Origin of the sequence: Paenarthrobacter sp. YJN-5, from assembly GCF_015040095.1 — a bacterium.
Taxonomy (GTDB): domain Bacteria; phylum Actinomycetota; class Actinomycetes; order Actinomycetales; family Micrococcaceae; genus Arthrobacter; species Arthrobacter ureafaciens.
In genome coordinates this window covers 3,766,063-3,789,197 of record NZ_CP053544.1, presented here as the reverse complement: position 1 = coordinate 3,789,197, position 23,135 = coordinate 3,766,063, and the positions used below count along the sequence as shown (strand labels likewise).

At 63.8% G+C, this 23,135-nt stretch carries 13 protein-coding genes, 2 tRNA genes and 1 riboswitch; of the genes, 6 read left to right on the top strand and 9 right to left on the bottom strand.

Translation table 11 applies throughout. The features are described from left to right. The first annotated feature begins 285 nt into the window (after window positions 1-285). On the top strand, window positions 286-1,014 hold the full coding sequence (locus HMI59_RS17510) for a FadR/GntR family transcriptional regulator (RefSeq protein ID WP_021474541.1): 729 nt from the start codon (window positions 286-288) through the stop codon (window positions 1,012-1,014). Between the two features lie 137 nt (window positions 1,015-1,151). On the opposite strand, the gene HMI59_RS17505 is transcribed toward HMI59_RS17510, so the two are convergent. After that, complete coding sequence (locus tag HMI59_RS17505; RefSeq protein WP_193592017.1) at window positions 1,152-2,390, bottom strand: IS110 family transposase; 1,239 nt, start codon at window positions 2,388-2,390, stop codon at window positions 1,152-1,154. A 431-nt stretch (window positions 2,391-2,821) separates the two neighbouring features. After that, window positions 2,822-2,895: transfer RNA gene (locus HMI59_RS17500), tRNA-Arg, on the bottom strand. 284 nt (window positions 2,896-3,179) lie between these two features. On the opposite strand from HMI59_RS17500, the gene HMI59_RS17495 reads away from it, so the two are divergent. After that, window positions 3,180-5,006 carry a phosphoenolpyruvate carboxykinase (GTP) gene (locus tag HMI59_RS17495; RefSeq protein ID WP_166186840.1) on the top strand — a complete coding sequence of 609 codons (1,827 nt, stop codon included), beginning with the start codon at window positions 3,180-3,182 and terminating at the stop codon, window positions 5,004-5,006. A 154-nt stretch (window positions 5,007-5,160) separates the two neighbouring features. Here the strand turns inward: HMI59_RS17495 and HMI59_RS17490 are convergent, their stop codons facing one another. The 4 genes from HMI59_RS17490 to HMI59_RS17475 all read right to left on the bottom strand — a co-directional run bounded on the left by HMI59_RS17490 (window position 5,161) and on the right by HMI59_RS17475 (window position 8,849). Beyond that, entirely contained in the window at window positions 5,161-6,318 is a 1,158-nt protein-coding gene (locus HMI59_RS17490; protein WP_193592016.1) for a globin domain-containing protein, read from the bottom strand. Between the two features lie 137 nt (window positions 6,319-6,455). Then, complete coding sequence (locus tag HMI59_RS17485) at window positions 6,456-6,950, bottom strand: Rrf2 family transcriptional regulator (RefSeq protein ID WP_166186842.1); 495 nt, start codon at window positions 6,948-6,950, stop codon at window positions 6,456-6,458. Window positions 6,951-6,974: 24 nt separating this feature from the next. After that, window positions 6,975-7,418 (bottom strand): hypothetical protein, encoded by a 444-nt coding sequence (locus HMI59_RS17480; protein ID WP_166186843.1) that lies wholly within the window; start codon window positions 7,416-7,418, stop codon window positions 6,975-6,977. A 12-nt stretch (window positions 7,419-7,430) separates the two neighbouring features. Next, a complete protein-coding gene (locus HMI59_RS17475; RefSeq protein ID WP_193592015.1) occupies window positions 7,431-8,849 on the bottom strand; it encodes a phosphomannomutase/phosphoglucomutase in 1,419 nt (472 codons plus the stop codon). Between the two features lie 124 nt (window positions 8,850-8,973). Between HMI59_RS17475 and HMI59_RS17470 the strand changes: the two genes are divergently transcribed. Continuing rightward, window positions 8,974-11,139, top strand: coding sequence for a RecQ family ATP-dependent DNA helicase (locus HMI59_RS17470; protein ID WP_193592014.1), 2,166 nt, complete (start codon window positions 8,974-8,976; stop codon window positions 11,137-11,139). Between the two features lie 157 nt (window positions 11,140-11,296). After that, complete coding sequence (locus HMI59_RS17465) at window positions 11,297-12,727, top strand: MFS transporter (RefSeq protein ID WP_193592013.1); 1,431 nt, start codon at window positions 11,297-11,299, stop codon at window positions 12,725-12,727. A gap of 88 nt (window positions 12,728-12,815) precedes the next feature. Here the strand turns inward: HMI59_RS17465 and HMI59_RS17460 are convergent. Continuing rightward, window positions 12,816-12,904: transfer RNA gene (locus HMI59_RS17460), tRNA-Ser, on the bottom strand. 77 nt (window positions 12,905-12,981) lie between these two features. Further along, on the bottom strand, window positions 12,982-15,171 hold the full coding sequence (locus HMI59_RS17455; RefSeq protein ID WP_193592012.1) for a prolyl oligopeptidase family protein: 2,190 nt from the start codon (window positions 15,169-15,171) through the stop codon (window positions 12,982-12,984). A 60-nt stretch (window positions 15,172-15,231) separates the two neighbouring features. On the opposite strand from HMI59_RS17455, the gene HMI59_RS17450 reads away from it, so the two are divergent. Both HMI59_RS17450 and cycA read left to right on the top strand, forming a co-directional pair. Continuing rightward, window positions 15,232-17,169 carry an FAD/NAD(P)-binding domain-containing protein gene (locus HMI59_RS17450; RefSeq protein WP_193593812.1) on the top strand — a complete coding sequence of 646 codons (1,938 nt, stop codon included), beginning with the start codon at window positions 15,232-15,234 and terminating at the stop codon, window positions 17,167-17,169. 96 nt (window positions 17,170-17,265) lie between these two features. Beyond that, window positions 17,266-17,365, top strand: a riboswitch (glycine riboswitch). 154 nt (window positions 17,366-17,519) lie between these two features. Then, window positions 17,520-18,986, top strand: a complete 1,467-nt coding sequence (gene cycA / locus HMI59_RS17445) for a D-serine/D-alanine/glycine transporter (RefSeq protein ID WP_193592011.1) — start codon at window positions 17,520-17,522, stop codon at window positions 18,984-18,986. A gap of 70 nt (window positions 18,987-19,056) precedes the next feature. Here the strand turns inward: cycA and HMI59_RS17440 are convergent, their stop codons facing one another. Then, window positions 19,057-23,043, bottom strand: coding sequence for an ExeM/NucH family extracellular endonuclease (locus tag HMI59_RS17440; RefSeq protein ID WP_193592010.1), 3,987 nt, complete (start codon window positions 23,041-23,043; stop codon window positions 19,057-19,059). Between the last annotated feature and the right edge of the window lie 92 nt (window positions 23,044-23,135).

The window sequence follows — 23,135 nt, the reverse complement described above, 5'->3', positions numbered from 1 at the left end:
CTCATAGTGAAACTGTAAGGGTGGTCACAACGAACGTCAAGTGAGAATCAGGTCACGCCGGGGTGTTCCGGAAGGCCTTCGGGGCGGCTGTTCGAGGGCCCGGGAGCGGGACTTCCTAGGAAATTCCGCGGCATACTTATCAGGGAGGTGGGACATCCGATATTGTATGCTGCAATCATCAATCTGCAGTGGGCGCTAAGCTCGCTCCAATATTAACACCCGCACTTGCCGGCGGCGGAGGCGTCGAGCCTGCGCAGCGGTAACTGCTTTGGCAAGGAGAGCGCCATGACAACTTCCGGTGTAGTACCGCAGGCGCGGTTCAGTGCACAGGCGCGGCTGCGGGCTTTGCAGTCGGACATTATGGAACTGATCCTCGAGCGCGAACTCGAGGCCGGCGACCCCCTGCCCACGGAGAGTGAACTGTCCGTAGCCCTCGGAGTAGGACGCAACACGCTCAGGGAGTCCCTGAAGGTGCTCCAGGCCCTGGGTGTGATCGAGATCCGCCACGGCTTCGGCATGTTCGTCGCTCCGAGCAACTTCGATGCCCTGGCGGACGGGCTGACGTTCCGAGGCCGCCTCTCCCTGCGGCATCAGGGATTCGAAGCCCTGCAGCTGGTAGATGTGCGGCAAGCCCTGGAATCCGGCCTGATCGCATCTTCCATTGACGTCATGACGCCCGAGCAGCTGGCCTCCATTGAGGAAACGGTCAAGCAGATGGAGGAGTTGGCGGCTTCGGGCGAGAACTTCGTCGCCGCCGACGCCGAGTTCCATCGCCGCCTGTTCGAGCCCCTCAACAACGAGCTCCTCATCAACCTCATGGGCGTGTTTTGGAAGGTCTACCGCAAGATCCACGTGGAGATCGGCGCCGGCAACGAGGACTTGGTCAAGACCGCTGCCACGCACCGCGATATCTACACCGCCGTGGCAGCCGGGGACAAGCCCCTCGCAGCCGAACTGCTCAACCGCCACTTCGACGGTATCCGCCGCCGCATCAGCGAGGCCGTGGGCGAGTAACGCGCCGAACCCAAGGGCCGCCGTCGTACTTTTGTTCAAGTACGACGGCGGCCCTTGCCGTTTCCGCTCAACGCACTTTCCCTGCCTCACCTCCACCTACTCCCTACTTCCCCAACTAATACGAAAGTAGGGGTGGGTTAGGCGGCGGTGACCGGGGTGATGGTGACGTCGTAGCCGAGGTTGTTGAGTTGTTTTATGGCGCGGTTCTTGGCTTTGGTCGGGTTGATGCGGGTGTAGTGGTCGGCGCCGGGGTCGTTGTAGATTTCGCCGTTCCGGAGCATGTGCCAGGCTGCGGTGAGGATCGAATGTTCGACGGCGACGAGGGCTTTGTTGCGTCCGGCGCGGGTTGTGATGCGCCGGTATTTCGCGGCGAGGTAGGTGTTTTTGGATCGTGTGGCGGACATGGCCGCGGTGCCGAGCGCTGCTTTGAGGTATTTGTTCCCGGGCATGATGTGGCTGGATTTGATGTGTCCGGCGGATTCGTTGGCGCTGGGACAGACCCCTGCCCAGGACGCGAGCCGGCCCGGGGTTTGGAAGACTGCCATGTCCGCCCCGGTTTCGGCGATGATCACTTCGGCGACGCGGTGGGAGACTCCGGGGATGGTGGCCAGGGCTTCCCTGGCGTCACGAAAGGGTTCCATCGCCTCCTCGATCCGTGTCGTGAGGGTATCGATGGTTCGGGTGTGGGCGTCGATCTGGTCCAGGTGCAGCCTGGCCATGAAGGCATGGTGTGGTTTGAACCGGCCGGTCAGGGCGTCGACGAGGGCCGGGATTTTCGAACGCAGCATTCCGCGGGCCATTCCGGCCAGGACTTCGGGGTTCCGTTCACCGTTGATGAGGGCTTCGAGCATGTCCCGGGAGGAGACTCCGGTCAGGTCCGAAACGACGGAGGAAAGTTTGATTCCGGAGCTTTCAAGGAACTTCTCCAACCTGAGGATCTCCCGGGCCCGGTCGCGGGTCGCGATGGCGCGCGCCCGGGTCAGGTCCCGTAGCTCGCGGATGGGTTCGGGCGGCACGAACGAGGCCCGCAGGAGCCCGTGCGCGGCCAGTTGGGCCAGCCAGGCGGCGTCGGAGACATCGGTTTTGCGTCCAGGGATGTTCCGGGCAGCTTTGGCGTTGACGAGCATCACGGGCAGGGTTTCTTCGAGCAGGTAGAAGAACGGTTTCCAGTAGTCGCTGGTCGCTTCCATCACCACCACGGTGACATGTTCGCGTTCGAGGAACTCCCGCAGTTCCAAGATCTGATGCGTGGTCGCGCCCCAGGTCGTGACCTTTGAGGTGTAGGTCCCGGCCCTGGCGCCTGGGATCCGCACGCAGACCTTCGCGTCGCGTTTGGAGATATCCATCCCCGCGGCCCGTTCATTAACGATGTCCATCTTCTTCCCTCCAACACTGTTTGACGGTGATGACAGTGTCTGTCTCGGGGAGGACTGGGAATATTCAGGAATCTAATACTCGTGCTCAAGGGCAACAATCCACGGTTCCCGTGGAGGTCCTCCACACCACGCTGGGTCACGGACTCGCGGCACCAAGTTGGGTCGGCGTTCACCGAGACGGACAGCCCAATGATCTACCCGGAAGGCCAGAGTCCGCCAGAGCCCTGGCGAGCCACCCCGTACACTTTCCCGGCCCCACGGCGCGCCAGCGGCGCTCACACGCTGGGTCGCATTAGCGCGCGTTTAGAGCCGTCTAAACGCGCACAGCTGCGACTCAGTTGGGAAGGGGGGCGCTAACCCGGGAAGGGCGTGGGGGTGGGACGGGGAAAACAAAAGACCCGCACCGGCGAACCGGTGCGGGTCTTCATTTGTGCGCCCAAAGGGATTCGAACCCCTGACCTTCTGTTCCGTAGACAGACGCTCTATCCAGCTGAGCTATGGGCGCATTCTTGGTGATTCTCGGCGGTCTGTTTCTCTGGCCCCCTCGAACCTCAATAAACTTTACAGAAGTTCATGTGAAGTTCCAAATCGACAGACTGTAATCTGCCTAACTAGACCGGTCTAGGTGACCTTCGTCACTTAAATCAGCGATTCAGAAATTGGATTCCTTGATTTTCTGCGGTTTTCATTTGCGCGGCCCCCATTTGTCCGATGTCTGACAACGGATTGGTCTGGTCCGCGCCCCCTATCGTTTAGGACACACCACCGAACCCGACGAAGGGAACCGCAATGGGCGATCTGGCGCGACTGCCGCTGCTTGAGAAGGCACCTACTACGCATGCACGCCTGCTGGCCTGGGTCGAAGAAGTAGCTGAACTGACTCAGCCGGACCGCATCCACTGGGTTGACGGTAGCGAAGCAGAAAACAAGAAGCTGACAGACGAGCTGGTTGAGGCCGGCACGCTGAAGCGGCTCAACCCGGAGACGTTCCCGAACTCCTTTGCAGCTTTCTCCGATCCCGCTGACGTTGCCCGTGTAGAGGAGCAGACCTTTATCTGCTCCGAGAACGAGCGCGACGCAGGCTTCACCAACAACTGGATGGCCCCGGCCGAGATGAAGCAGAAGCTGCGCGGACTGTTCGCCGGCTCCATGCGCGGCCGCACCATGTACGTCATTCCTTTCGTCATGGGCCACCTGGATGCTGAAGACCCCAAGTTCGGCGTTGAGATCACCGACTCCGCCTACGTGGTTGCTTCCATGCGCATCATGGCCCGCATCGGCACCGACGTTCTGGAACGCATCACCCGGACCGACGCGTTCTTCGTACCGGCGCTGCACTCCCTCGGCGCACCGCTGGAACCCGGCCAGGCCGACGTCGCATGGCCGTGCAACCCGGAAAAGTGGATCGTGCACTTCCCCGAAGAGCGCTCCATCTGGTCCTTCGGTTCCGGCTACGGCGGAAACGCCCTGCTGGGCAAGAAGTGCTACGCGCTGCGCATCGCTTCGGTCATGGCCCGCGACGAAGGTTGGCTGGCCGAGCACATGCTCATCCTCAAGCTGACCTCTCCCGAGCAGAAGACCTACTACGTCTCCGCGGCCTTCCCCTCCGCCTGCGGCAAGACCAACCTCGCCCTGCTGGACCCCACCATCAAGGGCTGGAAAGTTGAGACCCTGGGCGATGACATCACGTGGATGCGCTTCGGCAAGGAAGGCGAGCTCCGCGCGGTCAACCCGGAAGCCGGTCTTTTCGGCGTTGCGCCGGGCACCGGTTGGGGTACCAACCCCAACGCCATGCGTGCCATTGCCAAGGGCAACAGCATCTTCACCAACGTCGCACTGACCGACGACGGTGGAGTTTGGTGGGAAGGTATGACCGAGGAAACCCCGGCACACCTGACCGACTGGCAGGGCAACTCCTGGACTCCGGACTCGGAGACCCCGGCCGCGCACCCGAACTCCCGCTTCTGCACCCCGATCGACCAGATCGACATGCTTGCCGAAGAGTACTTCAGCCCCGAGGGCGTGGAACTCTCCGCCATCCTGTTCGGTGGCCGCCGCAAGACCACCATCCCGTTGGTCACCGAGGCCCGAGACTGGTCAAACGGCATCTTCATGGGCGCTACCCTCTCGTCGGAGACCACCGCTGCAGCGGCCGGTGCCGTGGGCGTAGTCCGTCGCGATCCGATGGCGATGCTTCCGTTCATCGGCTACGACGCTGGCGATTACCTGAACCACTGGGTGAACCTGTCAGCGAAGGCCAATCCCGAGCGTTTGCCCAAGATCTTCCTGGTCAACTGGTTCCGGCGCACGGCTGACGGCGGTTTCGCCTGGCCTGGCTTCGGGGACAACGCACGCGTGCTCAAGTGGGCCATCGAGCGGCTCGAAGGCAAGGCCGACGCCGTGGAGACCCCCATCGGCTTCGTGCCGACCGGTGAATCCATCGACCTCGAGGGCCTGGACATGACACCGGCAGAGGTCGAGGCAGCCGTCCGTGTGGATGCCGACGAATGGACCACCGAGCTGGCCTCCATTGAAGAGTGGTTCGCCAACTTCGGCGAATCGCTCCCGGCGGCGCTGAAGTCGGAGCTGGACGGCCTGAAGAGCCGCCTGGCCTAGACCTCGGGAAGCAAGAACCCCGGGAAGCATGAACCTCCGGAGGTAAGAACCTCCGGAGGTGCAGAACCTCTTAGGGACAATGGCGTCCCTGAGTGAACGACGACGGCCTGTCACCTTTTGTACTAAAGGTGACAGGCCGCCGTCGTTCCTTGCCTTAGTTGGCGAGCCAGACGTCCGGACCGAAGACCTCGTAGTGGATCCGCGTTGCCGGGATGCCCGCTTCGATGGCCTCGTCGCGGATCTTCTTCATGAACGGCAGCGGGCCGCACAGGTAGAGCGAGGCATCTGCCGGGAGGTCGACTTCGCGAAGCGACATGAAACCTTCCTTGGCGCCGGGCTGCGGAGTCTCAAGCCACAGCTGCAGGTCGGCATCGATCCTGGCGGCGTCGGCGGTCATCTGGCCGCTGAGCGCCCAGCGGTCCATGGAACGCTCGGCGTGCAGCACCAGTACATCGCGGTCAGTGCCGGCATCTGCCAGGGAGCGCAGGATGGAAGCGGTGGGCGTGCAGCCGATGCCGGCCGAGGCGAGAACCACCGGGCCTGCCTCGTCCTTGAGCGTGATTTCGCCATAGGGGTTGGAGATCTCCAGGATGTCTCCGGGTTCGACGGCGGTGTGCAGGGCGGTGGAGACCTCACCGCCGTCGTTGAGCTTGGTGGTGAAGATCCGGCTGGTGCCGGCGTCGCCGGACAGCGAGTACTGGCGCACTTGGCGGAGGCCGTCAGGAAGGGTGACCTTGACGCTGACGTACTGTCCTGGCTTGGCTTCCGTGATGGGGGTTTCATCGGCCGGTTCCAGCGTGAAGGTCATGGCATCCTTGCCTGCTGCTTCCTTGCTGACGACGCGCCACGGCATCCACATGCGGGTGTTGGCCTGCGCGGCGTAGAGGTCCTTCTCCAACTTGATCAGGGCGTCCGCCATGAGCCAGTACACCTCGGTCCATGCTTCTGCGATCTCCGGGGTGATGACATCGGCCAGGTCGGCGGCAATGGCTGCGAAGAGGTGCTCGTAAACCACGCCGTACTGCTCTTCGACGATGCCCAATGAAGCGTGCTTGTGCGCAATGCGGGAGAGGACCTTTTCCGGAAGCGTGCCGGGATTGTTCACCAAGTGCGTGGCGAAAGCGGCAATGCTCCCGGCCAAAGCCTTCTGCTGCTCGCCGGAACGCTGGTTCGATCGGCTGAAAAGACCATCCAGGAGTTCCGGGTGTGCTGTGAACAAGCGGTTGTAGAAATCGGCGGTGATTTCGCCAATCCTCGATCCGACCAGCGGAAGGGTGGCTTCAATGACGGGGCGGGACTTTTCCGAGAGCATGGTTCTCCTGGGGTTGGGGTCCGTGCACCTGCGCCGGACCGGATCAATACATGTATTTCAAATACCTGTATTTAGATCAATTTCTACTCTCCGTAGAAAAGAAGTGCAAATCGAGGGGGTTCGTTACGCCGGGGGTCTCACGCCGTGGTGACGGCGGGCAGGGAAGCGGGCGACGGATCGGCGCCGAACTGGGGGCGCAGGCCGATGGTAGCGAAGACCGGATTCATCTGGCGGGCGTGGGGGAGGGATGCGATCACCACGGTGTCGAGTTCGTTGTAGAAGGCTTCCCTGGCCCGCTTCATGGCGTGGCGCAAGCCACACTCGGTCAGCAGCGGGCAGTCACCGTTGGGGGATTGGCATTCCGCCGGGTCCTGCCTGCTGTCCAGGTGGCGGAGGAGCTGCCCCACGGTTGCTTTACGGCCGGCAGCGTTGAGCCGGGAACCGCCAAGCCTGCCACGTTCGACGTCGATGAGGCCGAGTTCGCGGAGCCGGACCATTGCTTTGCTCACGTGGTTGTAGGGGGTGCCGACGGCATTTGCCACAGCCTGAGTGGTCAGCAAAGTCCCCTCGGGCGCAGCTGCCAACACCATGATGGCGCGGAGACTTACATCTGCGAACGCGTTGATCTTCATCGCTTCACCTAAGGTAGTGCGGGTCTAGTCCACCCAGACTGACGGCTCGTGGGTGTCCGGCTCCATGGGCTCAAAGGTGAACCCGTCGTCTGTTACATGATAGGGAACTATCGCGGCCAGTACGGTGCCGTCCCGGTGTTCGGCCGCGCCGGTGATTCCATCGCAACCATGTTCCGGCAGGCTGGCGTCATAGGCAACGGCTACCGCGCGGTAATCATTTCGACCCTGTTTGAGAAGCTCCTGCACATCGGCGAGCATCTGCTCAGCATCGAGGTGACCGTCCTCGTCCGGCTCATCCGGGGTTACCAGGACGATCCTGAGTTCACCGTCGGTGGACATGGTGATTCCAAAGGGGAGGAAGCCGCCGTTCTGCAGGAGATGTTCTTGGGCCGTGCCGATGGCCGTGCCCAAGGTGTCCCTGAGTTCTTGCTCCGCCGCATTCCCCGCTGCTTGAGGTTCGTGGCTCATATGATCGCTCTCTTATGCCCTGACGATGGCCAGGACGCGGTCGCGGATTTTCTCCATGGTGGGCTGGTCCTTCGCTTCGGCGTTCAAGCGAAGGAAGGGCTCGGTGTTGGACGGGCGCAGGTTGAACCACCAGCTGCCGTCCTTGGCGGTGAAAGTGCTGCCGTCCATGTTGTCGATCTCGACGTCCTCGGACTCGAAATCGATCCGAACGCGCTCTACCGCTGCGGCTTTGTCCTCGATCTCGGAGTTGATTTCACCGGAGGAAACGTAGGGCTCGTACTGGCGGCCGAGCTCTGAGAGAGGACCGTCCTGCTCGCCCAACGCGGCAAGGACGTGCATGGCAGCCAGCATGCCGGTGTCCGCATTCCAGAAATCCCGGAAGTAGAAGTGGGCGGAGTGCTCCCCGCCGAACACGGCACTTTCCTGAGCCATCACGGCCTTGATGAAGGAATGGCCCACCCTGGTGCGGACAGCACGGCCGCCGTCAAGAGCGACGAGTTCCGGCACGGCCTTGGACGTGAGCAAGTTGTGGATGATCACCGGAGTCTCTTCCCCGGCCGCTTTTGCCCGGGCGATTTCACGGCGGGCCACCATGCCGGTGATCGCCGAAGGAGACACCGGGTCACCCTTCTCGTCAACAACGAAGCACCGGTCAGCATCGCCGTCGAAAGCCAAACCGATGTCCGCACCGTGCTTGACCACGGCGGCCTGCAGATCACGCAGGTTCTCCGGCTCCAAGGGGTTGGCCGGGTGGTTCGGAAAGGATCCATCAAGCTCGAAGTACAGCGGAATAATCTCAAAAGGCAGGCCCGGGAGGATTTTGTCACCCAGGACCGCAGGGGTGGTCAACCCCGCCATGCCGTTGCCGGCGTCGACAACAACCTTCAACGGCCGGGAACCGGAAAGGTCCACGAGCTTGCGGAGGTACTCGGAGTAGTCCTTCAGGACATCCCGCACACCGATCTGGCCACGCGTGGCGGCGGCCGGGATGCTGCCCTGGTTCAGGTATTCCTCGGCCAGGGCCTGGATCTCCTTCAAACCGCTCTCCGAAGAGATGGGCTGGGCTCCGGCCTTGGACATCTTGATGCCGTTGTACTCGGCAGGGTTGTGGCTGGCAGTGAACGTCGCGCCGGCTGCATTAAGCGCGCCGCAGGCGTAGTACAGCTCGTCCGTGGAAATAAGGTCCAGCAACTGCACGTTGGCGCCACGGGTGGCAGCGCCCTTGGCGAACGCCTGGCTGAACTCGGGCGAGGAAGGCCGCATGTCCCCGCCAACCAGGACGGTCTCACCCTCCAACCCAAGGACGTCGATAAATGCAGCACCCACGGCCTCTACGATCTCGGCCGTGATTGATTCCCCCACGATGCCCCGGACGTCATACGCCTTGAAAGAGGCCGAGAGGTCAAAGGTCTTAGTCTGCTCGCTAGTCACGCGCTCAATCCTACTGTGAGGGTGCAAATGGGCATGAACCGCCTCCCGGCTATGTGGAGAACGGTTGTCCACATAGCCCTTCCTGCCCGTCATCGCTGTCAGGCCCTGCTGCAATACTGGGGACATGGCCAACATCCCCCAAAATGTCGCTCTTCCTGTGCAGTCGCCTACCCGCCAGCAGGCGCTTGAATGCCTCAGGGAGCTCGTCGGCAATCCCCAAGCCGAGTTCCATGACGGACAATTCGAGGCCATCGAAGCGCTGGTGGACGCAGGACGCAGGGCCCTGGTGGTGCAGCGTACAGGGTGGGGGAAGTCCGCCGTCTATTTCGTGTCGTCCCTGTTGCTGCGCAGGCGCGGGGCGGGGCCAACCTTGATTGTTTCCCCTTTGCTGGCGCTCATGCGGGACCAGGTGGCCGCTGCGGCACGGGCAGGTGTACGGGCCGTGGCCATCAACTCGGCAAATGCATTGGAGTGGGACACGGTATTGGCCCAGCTGGCGGCGGACGAGGTTGATGTCCTGCTGGTGTCTCCGGAACGCCTGACCAACCCCTCCTTCCGGGAGAACCAGCTTCCCGAGTTGATCCGGCGGACGGGTCTGCTGGTGGTTGATGAAGCGCACTGTATTTCGGACTGGGGCCACGATTTCCGGCCGGACTACCGCCGCATCGCGGACCTGATCACGCAATTGCCGGAAACCGTCCCCGTGCTGGCCACCACGGCCACGGCGAACTCGCGTGTTGTCCATGACATCGAGGAGCAGCTCGGGGAAGGGGTACTGACCATCCGCGGCCCCTTGGGCAGGGAATCCCTGCGGTTGGGAGTGCTTAACCTCCCTGACTCCCGGGACCGCCTTGGCTGGTTGCTCACGCATCTGAACGATCTGCCCGGCAGCGGGATTATCTACACCCTGACCGTTTCCGCCGCCGAGGACACCGCCCGCCTGCTTGCCGAGGCGGGGCACAACGTCCTGGCTTACACAGGACGCACCGACCCCGCGGACAGGGAGCGCGCGGAGCAATTGTTGAAGGACAACCAGGTCAAGGCGCTGGTAGCGACGTCAGCCTTGGGCATGGGGTTCGACAAACCCGATCTCGGCTTCGTCATCCACCTTGGCGCGCCGTCGTCACCTGTCGCGTACTACCAGCAGGTGGGCCGAGCCGGACGTGGCGCTGCGAATGCCGACGTCCTTCTGCTTCCCGGCTCCGAGGACCGCGAGATCTGGCAATACTTCGCCACCGCTTCGATGCCTTCGGCCGAGAAAGCGCAGGCCGTCCTGAACGTCCTGGGTGAAGCCGGTTCCGCGCTTTCCACGGTGGCCTTGGAAGCGAGGGTGGACCTGCGCCGGACGCCCCTGGAGCTGCTGCTCAAGGTGCTCGCTGTGGATGGAGCGGTGGAGCGGGTTGGAGGTGGCTGGAAGGCAACCGGACAACCTTGGGCCTACGATGCTGAACGCTACTCCCGCATTGCCGAGGCACGCGTGGACGAGCAGGAATCGATGATCGTCTACGAGGACACCTCGGGGTGCCGCATGGAGTACATCACCTCAGTCCTTGACGATGAAACCGCGGCACCTTGCGGCCGTTGTGACAACTGTGCCGGGCAGTGGTTCCCGAAGGACATTGCCGAGGCAGCCGCTGACGCTGCGGGGCAAACGCTTCGCCGGGTGGGAATTGTGGTGGGGCCGAGGCTGCAGTGGCCGTCCGGAATGGACCGGCTGGGTGTGGCGGTGAAGGGCAAGATCAAGCCGGACCAGTCCGTGGCAGAAGGGCGTGTCCTGGCCCGTCTGACCGACTTGGGCTGGGGCGGAGCGCTGCGTGAACTCTTTGCCGCCGGTGCTCCTGACCGCCAAGTGGACCCTGCCATGCTCCAAGCCTGCGTTCAGGTGCTGCGGGAGTGGTCCGGTGCCGAGGGCGGGACGGCGTGGAGTGGAGCGGGCCGTCCGGTGGCCGTTGTGAGTGTTCCTTCCAGGAGCAAGCCACAGCTGGTGGACTCACTGGCCCGGGGAATCGCCGGCATAGGGCGCATGCCGTACTTGGGTGCCCTGCAACCTCACCATGGCGGACCCGTTGGAGCCCGGGGTGGCAACAGCGCTTACCGCCTTGCGGGAGTGTGGGAACGGTTTGCGGTGGGTGAAGAACTTGGCCAGGCGTTGGTGGGCGCGCAAGGACAGCCTGTGCTCCTGGTGGACGATCTCATCGACAGTCGGTGGACCATGACGGTGGCCGGCCGGTGCCTCCGGGAAGCAGGTGCGGGGGCGGTCCTTCCTCTGGCGTTGGCCCAGGCTGGATAGCGGCCGCCGCCCCTTGCTGCGGACAGGACCGCTGCAGGACCCGTGTCATGCCCGGCCAGGTTGTGTCATGTTGTGATCGCTCCCACATCCCGTCTATAGGATCGATGAAACACACCCGCTTCCCAGCGCGGGATACCGTTTGATCCGGACCGGAGCCATGAGCACAGAATCGAACCGCACCGACGTCGCAGCCCCAAGTGAGAGCACGTGGCAGCCAAAGCTCGCGTTGCTGGTGGCGGCCACCTTCTTCATGGAGTTCCTGGACGGAACAGTCCTGACCACCGCGATCCCGAGCATCGCCTCCGATTTCCGCGTGCCCGCAGCAGATGTCAACATCACCATGACCGCCTATCTGGTGACTGTGGCCATGGGGATACCGTTGAGCAGCTGGCTGGCGGAACGAATGGGCGCCCGGAGGGTGTTTTGCTTCGCCATTGCAGTATTCACCATCGCGTCCCTGCTGTGCGCGGTGAGCCAGGACCTGACGATGCTCACGCTCAGCAGGGTGGCCCAAGGCGCGGGCGGGGCCATGATGGTTCCGGTCGGGACGCTGGTGGTCCTCCGGGGAACGCCGAAGTCCGAGCTTCTCCGTGCCACCGCTTACCTCGTGTGGCCGGGCCTTCTTGCACCGGTGTTGGCCCCGATGGTCGGCGGAGCGCTGACGACGTTCCTCTCCTGGCACTGGATCTTCCTCATCAACCTCCCGTTGGGCCTGGCCGCATTTATCGCCGCGCTGCGCCTGGTTCCCCGGACCGCCGTCGGGGATAAACGCAGGCTTGACTGGCTGGGACTGTTGCTGACGACGCTTGGCGTGGGTGCCCTGGTGGTAGGCCTTGAAACGTTGGGCGGCCACGCACCGGGGCTGGTGGCTGCGGTGGTGGTTGGCGGCGGCGTCCTTTCCTTGGCCGGAGCGGTCTGGTGGATGACCAGGGCAAAAGTCCCGCTGTTCAACCTTGGGGTCTTCGGAACGAGGACTTTCCGTGCCACGTCCACGGGCGGTTTCATCTACCGGCTCACCATCAGCTCGGTTCCCTTCCTGCTGCCGCTGATGTTCCAGGATGGATTCGGTTGGGACCCCCTGAAAGCCGGTGTCATGGTGGCCGCGGTCTTTGTGGGCAACATTGGCATCAAACCGGCTACCACCCCCCTCATCCGGCGGTTCGGGTTCAAGCCCGTACTGGTCTTTGCCTCCTTCGCCTCGGCGGTGACGTTTGTCCTGTGCGCCTTCCTGTCGGCCGAAACTCCCGAGCCGGTAATTTTCGGCCTGCTGCTGCTCAGCGGCGCTTTCCGGTCGATCGGCTTCTCCGCGTACGCCTCGGTGCAGTACGCGGATATCGTCCCTGAGCAACTGCCGTCGGCCAATGCCATCTCTGCCACGCTGGTGCAGCTGGCGGCCGGCGCCGGAATTGCTGTGGGAGCACTGTTCCTCCGGTTGTTCGAAACCGCCGGGTTCCTGGGTGGGGAGAACACCGCTTACAAAGGGGCCTTCCTGGCCATGGCAGTACTGATGCTCGTGAGTACCGTGGACAGCCTGATGCTTCACCGGGATGCCGGTGCGGAGGTCAGCGCAGGCGGTCGTGGCCGCTAACCCCGCTAACGCCGCTAACCCTTGAAGGGGGTCCTGCAGCCCCGGGTTAAACGCAAAAGGTCCCGGTTCGAAAACCGGGACCACTTCGCGGAGACGGGGGGATTTGAACCCCCGGTCGAGTTTAACCCCGACCCTTCATTAGCAGTGAAGTCCATTCGGCCGCTCTGGCACGTCTCCAATTGCTATTGCTAGCCCACCAAGGATACGCAGAACGTGCGGCACAGTGCAAAACAGCCGTCAACCAAGTCCGGGCCTTACTCGCCCCCGGCCAACGCCCGCCAGAGGAAGTGGTTGCTCCTGGCCTGCAGCGCGGCGGCTTGCCTGTTGTCCGAAGCTCCGGCGTGCCCGCCCTCCAAGGCTTCGTGGAACCAGACGTTGGGGATGCCCATGGCCTGCATCCGGGCGGCCATCTTCCGGGCTTGGACGGGACCCACGCGGTCGTCCGAGGTCGCAGTCCAGATGAACGTTTCCGGGTATTCCACTCCGTCACGGAGCAAGTGGTACGGGGAGAACGTGCGGATGAATTCCCACTGCCCGGGCACATCGGGATCTCCGTATTCGGCAATCCAGGAGTATCCGGCGGACAGCTTCGTGTATCGGCGCATGTCCAGCAGCGGTACCCCGCAGGAGATCGCCCCGAACAGCTCGGGGTACTGCGTGAGCATGTTGCCCACCAGCAGCCCGCCGTTGGAGCCGCCCACGCACCCCAGGCGTTTCCGGCTGGTGACTCCGCGCGAGATCAGGTCCTGCGCAACCGCTGCGAAGTCCTCGTAAGCGCGGTGCCGGTTTTCCCGGAGGGCTGCGTGGTGCCAGGACGGTCCGTATTCGCCTCCGCCGCGGATGTTGGCCACCACGTAGACCCCGCCGCGGACGTGGGCGTCCTCCCCGGTGGTGCGGCGTTCAAGCCATGCCCGGCCGATCGTTCCGCTGTAGGCAGGGGTGCGGGAGACTTCGAACCCGCCGTAGCCGGAGAGCTGCGTGGGGTTCTGACCGTCCAGGACCAGGTCTTTGGAAGCGACCTGGAAGTAAGGGATGCGGGTGCCGTCGGCCGAAACAGCGAAGTGCTGTTGGACCTCGTACCCGGCTTCGTTGAAGAACGACGGCGAGCGCTTCACCTCTTCGTGGTGGCTTCCGGCAGGTCCGAGTGAGCCGCGCGTGAGGGTCGTGGGAGTAGTGAAACCTGTGGCCACCAACCAGTAGTCGTTTCCGGCGCCGGATTCGTCCTCGTCGTCCACTGCATAGGCGTTGACGTCATGGAGCGGGGGACAGGCGTCCAGGGTGCTCCAGGCCCAGGAACCGGACTCGTCAGGTTTTGAGGGGTCCAGCACCCGGATCTCGGAGGAGACGTCCCGCAGCAGGTTCAGCAGCAGGTAGTCCCTGGTCCAGCTCCAGGACTGCAGGGACGTGTGGGCCTCGGGCGTGAACAGCACCACCACGTCGCGTGTGCCGGCCAGCCACTCTTCAAGGCCTGCCGCGAGGAGGGAGCCGGCGGGGTATTGGACGCCCGCCACGGACCAGTCGTGCCGTGGACGGAACATCAGCCATTCGCGGTGCGCGCTGATGTTGACGTCTGTGGGGACGTCGATGTCCGTCCAGGCGCCGTCACGGAGCAGCGACGTCCGCTGGTTGTAGAAGTCGATGTAGTCCACGGCGAAAGTGCGCTCAAAGCCTGGCGTGGAGTCGTGGGCGACCATGGCCAGCATGTGGTCTTCGGGGATCTCGAAGATCTGTTCCGCTGATGCCAGGGATTCGCCGCGGCGCAGCTTCACCGCGGTTCGGGCGTAGGAGGAGGATGTTGCGGCTAGTCCGTCGGCGGTGCTGGAGACCAGGAGAGTGTCTGCATCGAGCCAGCTGACATGGCCCTTCGCGGTGGGTAGGTCAAAGCCACCGTCGGCCGGGTCCACAAACGTCCTGGTGGCGAGGTCGAATTCGCGGTACCGGTTGGCGTCGCCGCCGTCGGGGGAAAGGGAAACCATGGCGAGCCGGTAGTCGGAACCGTCGGACGGGCGAAGGAAACCGGCCCCGTGGAACACCCACTCGATACCTTCGGAGGCTGCCAAGGCGTCCATATCCAGCAGCACGTCCCAGTCCGGGGAGTCGGAGAGGTAGCTTTCCCACGTGGTGCGGCGCCACAGGCCTTTGGGGTGCTCCCGGTCCTTCCAGAAGTTGTAGTAGAAGTCCCCGCGCTTGTTCACCATGGCGATGCGGTCGGTGGAGTCGAGGACTTCCAGGATGCCAGCTTCCACCGCCGCGTAGCCGGCATCTTCCAGGAGTTCCTCGGTGCGTGCGTTCTGTTCCCGAACCCAAGCCAGCTGTTCTTCGCCGTGGATGTCCTCGAGCCAAACGAACTCATCCGTTGGCTCCGGTGCGACTGCGGCATGGCGCGGCCCTGACTTTTCGCGTTCTTCGGGCAGGGGCGTCTGATCAGCTGCTGTGGTGGTCATCGCCCCATCCAAGCAACACAGGTGAAAGGGAAGCAAGTCATGCAGAAGTTAAGCTTGAGCGTGGCTACTTCCCAAACCAACCGTGTTGCCCTTGTCGGGGCTGGTCCGAGGGGTACCAGCGTGCTTGAGCGGTTGCTCGCGAACCGGGCAGCGGCCGGGAACACCGGAAGCAAGCTCCACATTCACGTCATCGATCCCTATCCGGCGGGTTCCGGACACGTGTGGCAGCCTGAGCAGTCGCGGCTGTACCTGATGAACACGCAGTCGTTCTATCCCACCCTGATTCCCCAGGAGCCGGAGCTTGCCCCGCCCCTGGCGGGCGGTTCGTTCGACGAATGGCGCGTGACCCGGCGTCGTGATGGCCAGGGACTCAACGATGCCGAAAAGGCCGAGTTGTCCGCGCTGGAGTCCGACAACTTCCCGAGCCGCGCCCTGTACGGGCGCTACCTGCAGCAGACGCTGGCTGAGTTGCTCCAGCGGGTGCCCGACGGCGTGGACGTCACCTTCCATGAAACGTCGGCGCTGGCGGCCCGCCCGGCAGGTAAGGCGTTCGACGTCGAACTGGCCGACGGCGGTACCCTCACCGTCGACTCTGTGGTGCTCGCCCTTGGCCACATCAAAGCCCGCCTGAACCCCGAGCAACGCTCCTTCCAGGTGGCCGCCGAAGAACATGGACTGCTGTACTTCCCTCCGGCGCCTCCGGCCGACGTGGACTGGTCCGCAGTGCCGGACAACGAACCCGTGCTGGTCCGGGGAATGGGGTTGAACTTCTTCGACGTCATGGGGCAGCTGACCGAGGGCCGCGGCGGCAAATTCGTGGACGCCGTCGCCCCGGGTACCGGCGCACTGGAGTACCGTGCTTCCGGGCGCGAACCGAGGATCATCGCAGCGTCCAGGCGAGGCACCCCGTACCGGGCCAAGGCCGGGCTGTCCGGCTACTACGCCACGAGCATCACCCTCCGCTACCTGACTGAAGCCGCCGTCGACCGCTTCCGGGCTGCGGGGATCCAGCCCGGCTTCGACCATGATCTGTGGCCGCTCCTGCACCGGGACGCGTTGTGGGCGTACTACGCAACGTTGGCACGGTCCCAACCGGCCGCGATCCGGGACTCGGCCCAATTCCTGGCCGACCTGGAGGACGCGTTGCAGCCGCATGCGCACTCAACGGGGAACTGGGAAACCGAAGTGGGCGCGCTGGTCGAGAAACACGTGGTGGCTTCGCGCCGGCTGAACCTCCGGGCGCTCGCCGCCCCGTTGGCGGGCCGGACCTTCGCGTCCCGCCGCGAGTTGGACAAGGCCATCACCGATTACCTGGATGATGATGCCCTGCGTTCGGAGCTCGGCGAAGCCGATCCTGTGAAGATGGCGATCGGCGCGCTCCATACGGGCCGCGCGATCCTTAAGACCGTGGTGGCGGACGGTGGAATCACGGATGAGTCGTGGGTGGCGGAGCTGCGCGGCTGGTTCGAATCCTTCGTCGAGGGACTGGCCAGCGGGCCTCCCGCACTTCGTTCGGAGCAGCTGGCCGCCTTGGCGCGTGCCGGCGTCGTGAGTTTCGTGGGACCGGACCCGAAATTCAGCGTGGACCGCAACGCCAAGGTCTTCCGCGCCTTTTCGCCCTGGGTGCGGGATGCGCCCGTGCAGGCGAGGACCCTGATTGAAGCGATGTCGCCCGCCAACCGGGTGGGTATCAACGTCTCCCCGTTGCTGGAACAGCTCATGGAGGACGGCCTGGTGCGAACCAAGATCATGATGAGCGTCGAAGGGACACCGGTGCAGACCACCGGCCTGGATGTGGAACCACATCCTTACCGGCCCGTGGCCGCGAACGGCTCGGTAACCGAGGGTTTGTACGTGCTGGGCCTTCAGCTGTCGGCAACCCAGTGGGGGACCGCCATCGCCGCTGAGGCGAAACCGGCAACCGGCCAAGCCTACACCAGCGGACAGCGGACGCTGCGCGACGCCGACGAGATCGCGCGGAGCATCCTGGGGCTTTAATCCCTTTTATGACGACCGTGGATGCCGGGCGTTTGCAGCGGGTGCCCGCCCTTCGCTAGTGTGTGATCTGCGTCACCGACTGGTGATGCGCGCTAGTGATCCGCGGCGGGAGAGTCCTGCCGGTACATCCCGTCAGGCGCCGTAGGAGCAAACCCTCCCCAGGAATCTCTCAGGCACCCTGTACCGCCGCGGCGAGGCAACTCTGGAAAGAAGCACGGTTCCCACCGGGCTCACCGAAGGTGCAAGCGTTCCTGCCTGCAGGGACGCGGAAACTCTCAGGTCAATGACAGAGCGGGGAGGAACCCGAATCATCGTGGCATTCCGGTGCCGCCTGAACAATGGAGTTCCTCATGACGATTCAGCGCCCGCCAACAGACAACAACCATGAGCCCCACCTCGAACGGCAACTCAGCAACCGCCACATCCAACTGATCGCCATTGGCGGTGCCATCGGAACCGGCCTGTTCATGGGCTCCGGGAAAACCATCTCCGCCGCCGGGCCCTCCGTCATTTTCGTTTACATGATCATCGGCTTCATGCTGTTCTTCGTCATGCGGGCCATGGGCGAGTTGCTGTTGAGCAACCTGAACTACAAGTCCTTCAGCGACTTCGCCGCAGACCTTCTGGGTCCGTGGGCGGGATTCTTCACTGGATGGACGTATTGGTTCTGCTGGGTTATCACGGGCATCGCGGACGTCATAGCGATAGCCGGCTACTCGGAAGAACTGTGGCCGGGCTTGCCCCTCTGGATTCCAGGACTCATCACGATCGGCATCCTCCTGCTCTTGAACCTGGCAACCGTGAAGGCCTTCGGCGAGACGGAATTCTGGTTCGCCCTCATCAAGATCGTGGCCATTGCGGCGCTCATCATCGTGGGCCTGTTCATGATCTTCAGTGGCTTCCAGTCCGATGCGGGCCCGGCCAGCTTCACCAACCTCTGGTCCCATGGAGGCTTCTTCCCCAACGAATTCATGGGGTTCGTGGCCGGTTTCCAGATCGCAGTCTTCGCGTTCGTGGGTATTGAACTGGTAGGAACCACCGCTGCCGAAGCGAAAGATCCGGAGAAAAACCTTCCCAAGGCCATCAACTCCATTCCCATCCGTGTGCTGCTCTTCTACGTAGGCGCCCTCATCATCCTGATGTCCGTTACTCCGTGGACGCAGTTCGCGGCCGGCCACAGCCCTTTCATCGCCATGTTCTCGCTTGCCGGGCTTGGGGCCGCAGCCACGATCGTCAACCTCGTGGTGTTGAGCTCGGCGATGTCCTCCGCGAACTCCGGAATCTACTCCACGTCCCGCATGGTTTACGGCTTGGCGCAGGAAGGCGACGCACCTGCAGTCTTCAGTGCGCTCTCCGGACGCAAAGTACCCCGCAACGCACTGTTCCTTTCCTGCGTCCTGCTGCTCTCCGGCGTCGTCCTCATGTACGCCGGCCAGGACGTTGGCAAGGCCTTCGACATGGTCACCACGGTGTCGGCCGTGTGCTTCGTGTTCGTCTGGTCGATCATCCTGGCGAGCTACCTCGCCTTCCGGAAGCGTCGTCCGCAACTGCACGATGGCTCCGCGTTCAAGATGCCCGGCGGTGTTGTGATGGTTTGGGTGGTCTTCGCGTTCTTCGGGTTCATCATGTGGGCATTGACCACGCAGCCGGACACCCTCATAGCGCTGCTTGTCACGCCGGTGTGGTTCGTGGCGTTGGGCATCGCGTGGGCCATCCTGCGGCGTCGGCCGGCCCACGTGGCCCGGTTCGAAGCGTTCCGCGCGAGCCTGCAAGAGGACGCCGGGCGGCTTCCCGAGCCTGAACCCGCACGCAAGTAGGAAGCAAAAAGCCAGGCCCCGCGACCACACGGACGCGGGGCCTGGCCCCTTCACTGCCAACGGGGGTTTGTCAGCCCCTCAGGCACCTCTGATATTCCAACCACGCGATGGCGTAGCGGAGCCAGCCCGCAATGTCGTACCACTTGGATGGTTTGACCGGTGCCGTGCATTGCGGCGAATTCGGAACGCTCTCCGCCACCGTGACCAGGACCTTGACGGTGGTGCCGGTTTCGACGGCGGTGAGCACCAGCGTCGCGGTACCGGCTGCTGCTGTGGCGGGTACCGTGACGTTGACGTTCGCGGCACCGGAGGTCACCGGAACATCGCCCAGCTCCACGGTGGTGCCTGCGGCATCGACGAACGAGGCTTTGAGGGTCTTGTTCGCCGGGCTGCCGATGGACGTCAGGTCCAGCTTGGAAACGGCCAGGCTCAGGGCATCTCCGGCCGTGACGTCGCCGGCCGTGGTGTTGGCGACCGCCACGGAACGGCGCGCGAAGTCCGGCGATACCGGGTTGTGCGCCTGGAGGTACTTGATCCACGCATCCCGGTCCACCAAACCGGTGTCCTTGGTGTTGCTGCCTTCCAGGAAGACGCGGAAGTTGTCACCGCCGGTGGCAAGGAAGCTGAAGGTACCGATCCTGTACTGCTGGGCCGGATCGATCGGCGTACCGTCCACCCGGATCCCGGTGACGCGCTCACCTGCCGGGCGGGCGGCGTCGTAGGTGTAGTTGACGTTCTTGGACAACCCCAACTGCTGGTACGGGCGGCTCGGAACCGTTCCGTCGGGGTTGGTCTGCCACTGCTGTTCCAGGAGCGTCTTGAATTGTGCGCCAGTAAGGGACGTCGTCCAGAGATTGTTGACGAACGGCAGCACCGCGTTCGCCTCGGCATAGGTGATGGTTCCGTCCGGGGCGTAGTACAGCTCGTTGCGGAGCCCGCCGGGATTCACGACGCCGATCTCCGCCGCACCCAGTTCCGGCGCCTTGAGCGTGTCCACCAGTGAGTCCGCCACGAGGTTGCCCAACGTGGACTCGCTCGCGCGGTCGTCCCGCTTGGGGGCGCCGCCTTCGGGGTCCGGCGTGAACGCCGTGGTGATATCAGCGGTCACTGCCCCTACCGGCTGGTTGCCGATCTCTTTGGCATCAGCCAGGGCCTTGTCCACGATCGTTTTTACGGCTGCCACCCGGGGGTAGGCGGCAACGAGGCTTTCGGGAGTATCGGTGGTGCGCTCCACGATCGAGGCCTTGTAGCCCGTCACCGACGTGGAGGCCACGTCCACGGTCAAGGTCACGGTTCCCACGTTCTCCCCGTAGTTGCCGGTCTGGATGATCGGCCGGGTCTTTCCGGTGGCTTGCCCGTCGGCGTCCCGCACCGGGGCGTCCCAGGCATATTCCTTGTGGGTGTGGCCGGTGAAGATTGCCGCGACGTCGGGCGTGGTTTGGTTCACGAGTTTCGCGAACGGTCCTCCGGCGGCAACTTCCTCCTCCAACGTGGCGCCGTCGGGCGTTCCGGACGCTGCGCCGTCGTGGTTTTCGACGATGATCAGGTCAGCGGCGCCCTCAGCCTTGATCTTCGCCGCAACCCGGTTGATGGCATCCACCGGATCACCGAACTCCAGGTCGGCGATGCCCGCCGGAGTCACCAGGGAAGGAACCTCCGGGGTGACGGTGCCGATCACTGCCACCCGCAGGCCGTTGAGTTCCAGCACCTTGTACTCGGGCAGGACGGGAGTGGTGGTGCCTTTTTGGTAGACGTTCGCGCCAAGGTAGGCGAACTTAGCGTTGGTGCCACCCGCGGCGACGCGGTCGCGCAGGTCCTCCCAGCCGCCGTCGAACTCATGGTTGCCAACCGCGGAGGCCTGCAGCTCGAGGGCGTTCAGGACGTCGATGGTGGGCTGGTCCTTCGCCACGGAGGAGGCAAAGAGCGAAGCTCCGATGTTGTCCCCGGCCGAGATGAACGCCGTGGCGCCCGGTGCCGCGGCAGCACGCAACTTCTCCACCGTTCCGGCGAACAGGACGGTGTTGGAATCGATCCTGCCGTGGAAGTCATTGATCCCCAGGAACTGAAGGTCTACGGTCTGCGGCGCACTTGGTGCCAGGTCAAGGCCGACCACGACGGGATCGTGGTCGCTGGCCCGGAACTCGTCCGACGCATAGTAGTTGGTCACATTGTTGTTATACCGGCTGTACTCCAGTGCCACGGACTCCACGGAGTTGATGTTCCAAATGTCGCTTCCCGTGACTGTCGGGAGGGCGGCGGGAGAAGCCAGAACGTAATCCAGCGAGCCGACCATTCCGCCGTACAAGTAGGAATGCTTGCCCGTTCCTGCTTCGAGGTTGGTGTAGCCCGCGCCGGTAAGGACGTTGAGGGGGTCCTCCTTGGCGTAGGCATTGAAATCGCCCATCAGGAACACCTTGTCCGTGCCCATGGAAACCTGCTGGTCCTTGGCGAAAGCGAGCAGTGACTCGGCCTGGCGTGTCCGGGCAAGGTTCGATGCACCCTGGCCTTTGTCCGTGTCCTCCGGCGTGGCGGCGGATCCCTTGGACTTGAAGTGGTTGACGATTGCGATGAACTTGGTGTCATCTGCTGCGCCTGCGGGCTTGAAGGCCTGGGCCAAAGGCTTGCGGGCACTGGCAAAGGCATCGGTGTCGTTGTGGATCACGGAGCCACCCACCGGTTCGGCCGTGGCTTTCTTGTAAATGAAGGCCGTCCGGATCATGTCCTCATCACTCAGCGGGGGAGCATTCGCCGGCGTGCGGACATAGTCCCACACTCCGGGGGTCTTCGCGTTCAGGGCGTTCACCAGCGTGGCCAAAGCGGCATCGCGGTCCTTGCCGAACTGGGCCGAGTTCTCGATCTCTTCCAGGGAGACGACGTCGGCTCCGGACTTGGTGATGGCGGCGACGATCTTGGCCTGCTGGCGTTGGAAGTTCTCCGCGTTGGCGGCGCCGCGGGCGTTGCAACCTTCCTTGACGGTGATGGGGTTGCCATCACGGTCCGTGTAGTACACGCAGCCGCTGAGTTGATCGCCCGTGGTGGGGAAGTAGTTCAGGACGTTGAAGGAGGCCAGCTTGAGGTTGCCGCCCACGTCGGCAGGGCCTTCAGGGCGTGCAACAGCGAAGGACGCGGGCTGCACCCGGTCCGCAGTGGCCGCAGTCAGCGGCGCGAGGGGCTGGAACTTCCAGGAGTTGTTTCCGTAGCCCAGGATCACGTCGGTCGTGAACGTGGCAGCCGAACCCACCCGGACGGGGTTTTCCGGAGTGAGGTAGGGCAGCTGCTGGGCTTTGGTGGTGGCGTCCTTAAGGAAGTTGGTGGACGCGCCGTCGTCGAGCTTGATGCCGCGCGCCGCGTTGTCAGCCACAACCGCCGAATACTCAGCCGAACCGTACGGGGCTACCGCCGTCGGCTGCACCAGGGGTGATGTGCCGGCCGCGAGGCCGATTTCGCCGTACTGGTTCAGAGCGTAGTTGTCCGCCACCACAAAGTCGCCTTGGGGTGCGATCAGCATGCCTTCGAGGCGCTCGCGTGCGGCTTCGTTGGCCGGGAGGGAAAGCGGTGTGGCCTTCACTTCCGGGGCGGCATCGGTCAACTTGGTGATACCCGCCGCGTCCACCGTGATCTGCGTCTGGTTAGCGAATTCGCCCACGACGCCGGTCAGTTCCAGGTAGTCGCCCGGCTGAACGGAACCCGCCGTCGTGGGGGAATAGACGAACAAAGCATCCGACGCCGTCCTGGCCGCCCCGCTGCTGTCGCCTCCCGTCCCCGGGCTTTGGACGTAGTAGCCGTTCAGGCCGCCGGTGGCGTAGGCCGCGGTCACCTTGCCGCGGGTGGTCACGGTGCTGCCGACGAGTGGGCTGGCGGGGCCGGTGCCTTGGATCTCGGCGATGGTCTTTTTGCCGGACTCCGGCTGCAGCAAGTACGCCTCATTGATGACCACCGGCGAACCAGGAGCCGCGGGGTCGTCTGCTGCGAGGGCCGGCACAGCCGTCAGTGGGGCCGCTGCCAACCCCGCTGACAGGATAGTGCCCGCCAGGAATTTCCAGTGCTTACGTCGCATCCGCTCTTACTTTCGTGAGGGGAGCCCAGCCGGGCTCGCTGAGGGCGTCCACGTTCCATGGCGCGGACGATGAACCGGAAGTTGCTCCGGGT

Excerpts from the sequence above, each read along its gene's own strand:
- HMI59_RS17510 (WP_021474541.1), top strand. The coding sequence starts at position 286 with ATGACAACTTCCGGTGTAGTACCGCAGGCGCGGTTCAGTGCACAGGCG.
- HMI59_RS17505 (WP_193592017.1), bottom strand. The coding sequence starts at position 2,390 with ATGGACATCGTTAATGAACGGGCCGCGGGGATGGATATCTCCAAACGC.
- HMI59_RS17495 (WP_166186840.1), top strand. The coding sequence starts at position 3,180 with ATGGGCGATCTGGCGCGACTGCCGCTGCTTGAGAAGGCACCTACTACG.
- HMI59_RS17490 (WP_193592016.1), bottom strand. The coding sequence starts at position 6,318 with ATGCTCTCGGAAAAGTCCCGCCCCGTCATTGAAGCCACCCTTCCGCTG.
- HMI59_RS17485 (WP_166186842.1), bottom strand. The coding sequence starts at position 6,950 with ATGAAGATCAACGCGTTCGCAGATGTAAGTCTCCGCGCCATCATGGTG.
- HMI59_RS17480 (WP_166186843.1), bottom strand. The coding sequence starts at position 7,418 with ATGAGCCACGAACCTCAAGCAGCGGGGAATGCGGCGGAGCAAGAACTC.
- HMI59_RS17470 (WP_193592014.1), top strand. The coding sequence starts at position 8,974 with ATGGCCAACATCCCCCAAAATGTCGCTCTTCCTGTGCAGTCGCCTACC.
- HMI59_RS17465 (WP_193592013.1), top strand. The coding sequence starts at position 11,297 with ATGAGCACAGAATCGAACCGCACCGACGTCGCAGCCCCAAGTGAGAGC.
- HMI59_RS17455 (WP_193592012.1), bottom strand. The coding sequence starts at position 15,171 with ATGACCACCACAGCAGCTGATCAGACGCCCCTGCCCGAAGAACGCGAA.
- cycA (WP_193592011.1), top strand. The coding sequence starts at position 17,520 with ATGACGATTCAGCGCCCGCCAACAGACAACAACCATGAGCCCCACCTC.
- HMI59_RS17440 (WP_193592010.1), bottom strand. The coding sequence starts at position 23,043 with ATGCGACGTAAGCACTGGAAATTCCTGGCGGGCACTATCCTGTCAGCG.